This is a genomic window from Putridiphycobacter roseus, assembly GCF_003234935.1.
GTDB classification, from domain to species: Bacteria; Bacteroidota; Bacteroidia; order Flavobacteriales_D; family Crocinitomicaceae; genus Putridiphycobacter; species Putridiphycobacter roseus.
In genome coordinates, this window is the sequence record NZ_QKSB01000042.1 from 1 (window position 1) to 1,770 (window position 1,770).

The following is a 1,770-nucleotide window of genomic DNA, read 5'->3' on the forward strand; positions in this document are numbered from 1 at the left end:
TAACGCCTGGCTATGTTTCTGTTTGCTTTACTTAGCACAAATGTAATTAGATAACCGCCAAGACATTGTTTAGCTAAACTAGGCATTATAATTATCCTACACAATGTTTTGGTGTCACTTTCAGAAGACTAAAACACTTGATTGTAAATGCAAATTGAATTTAGGTGTTGTTAACTACTGCTTTCTATATGATGTTTCTAATCAGCACATTGATTACGTTCTGGCACAGCCTTTCATTCAACTTTCTTTCATTTTAACAACTTTAGACAAACAGTTTGAGCTGATTGTTTTTTAAAGCATTTTCATTTTAGAATATATCTACCGCTAAAGGCAATTCCAAAATTATAGACTTCTTTAGGAATCAGGTTTGAATAGACCTCTGTGCCTAAAATCCATGTATTACTAATTTTATACTCGTAACCCAACGACAGAAATACACTAAATGCTAAATCTGGAAGACTCCATTGAGAACTAAGCACATCTCCATTTTGTTTCCATTTTCGAAAAGAGAACAATGAAATTTGAGGTCCAGAACTAATTGTTAGACCTGGAATTATTTTGCTAAATTTAAAAGTAGCAATTAGGGGAATTGAGACAAATGATAAATTTGTGGTATTAACATTTGTCGTCTCGATAATTTCAGTGCTAGACCAATTATAATAAACAGGCGAATTCTTCCAGCCATAGCCAGTTAATCTGATTCCTGATTGCAGATATATCCCCTTTTGGCCAATTTGCCTTCTGAGTTCAATACCAATATTATATGTTGATTTACATTCTGTTTTATTAACTTGGACGTATGAATAGTATTGAGACAGATTACTCAAAGCATATCCGAAATGACCGGCTAATGAGTACTGTTCACTTTGGCCATATGAAACAGAATTAAAGATGATGAAAAATAAAAAGATTTGTTTCATTAATAATTTTTTATGTATTTTTTTTGGTAAAAACATGGATTGTTATTTTTAGTTCTAGTCATGCAAAGCAACGTATCTAGTCGCGATTACATATATGCGCTCTTCAAAATATCAATTGTAATCTATTCAACATAAAAGGTTTTCGGAACGATATAATTATAAATAATACTTCCGCCCCCTGCTGGAAGTTTAGGTTTTAGATGAGTTTTATACAGATAGAGTAATAAATAATTATTAGTCTGCTGATGAATATCTAAGTCTTCTAAACTATAAAGACTATCTATCAAGGGTTTGAAATCCCGCTCGTACAGATCACAAGATTGACAAATACCTGTGCGCTCGTTACTGTCAAGATTTGGCGTATTGACTTGGAAAGTGAAATCACCCACAGAAAAGACAGTGTCCGGAAAATCAATAAAGTAAGCCGTATCCGGTGGAACCAAAACATTTTTATATACTGTTCCGTCAGTGTCTTTAAATTCAATATTACAAATTGGTTTGCCCACAAAGTCGTTAGAATAACCATATTCGTACTCAATTAAGTCAATGCCATTAACTTTTATATAGCTATTGGAAGGTAATTTTAGAGAACTATAAAAATAAATTGGGTGAGAAAAAAGTACTAATACTCTTGTAGAGTTAGACTCCTGCTGGTAATTTACTTCAATATATGTTCTAAATTGATCTTGAAAATCGGCGGTATATTCTTTTACATTATTTTTTTCGCATGAAGCCAAAAGTAAAATTATACAGAATATTAATGTGAAATACTTCATATAGTTATAACGTTATAATCGTTTAAAGGTTGAGTGTTAGTTCTAGTATTAATTTATACCAGCTTGTAGTTAAC

Annotated in this window: 2 protein-coding genes; both read right to left on the minus strand. The window is 31.8% G+C overall.

Annotated elements, in window-relative coordinates:
* Positions 1–302 precede the first annotated feature (302 nt).
* Entirely contained in the window at positions 303–920 is a 618-nt protein-coding gene (locus tag DNU06_RS17375; RefSeq protein ID WP_158526948.1) for an outer membrane beta-barrel protein, read from the minus strand.
* Positions 921–1,042: 122 nt separating this feature from the next.
* On the minus strand, positions 1,043–1,696 hold the full coding sequence (locus tag DNU06_RS17380; RefSeq protein ID WP_111064773.1) for a hypothetical protein: 654 nt from the start codon (positions 1,694–1,696) through the stop codon (positions 1,043–1,045).
* Between the last annotated feature and the right edge of the window lie 74 nt (positions 1,697–1,770).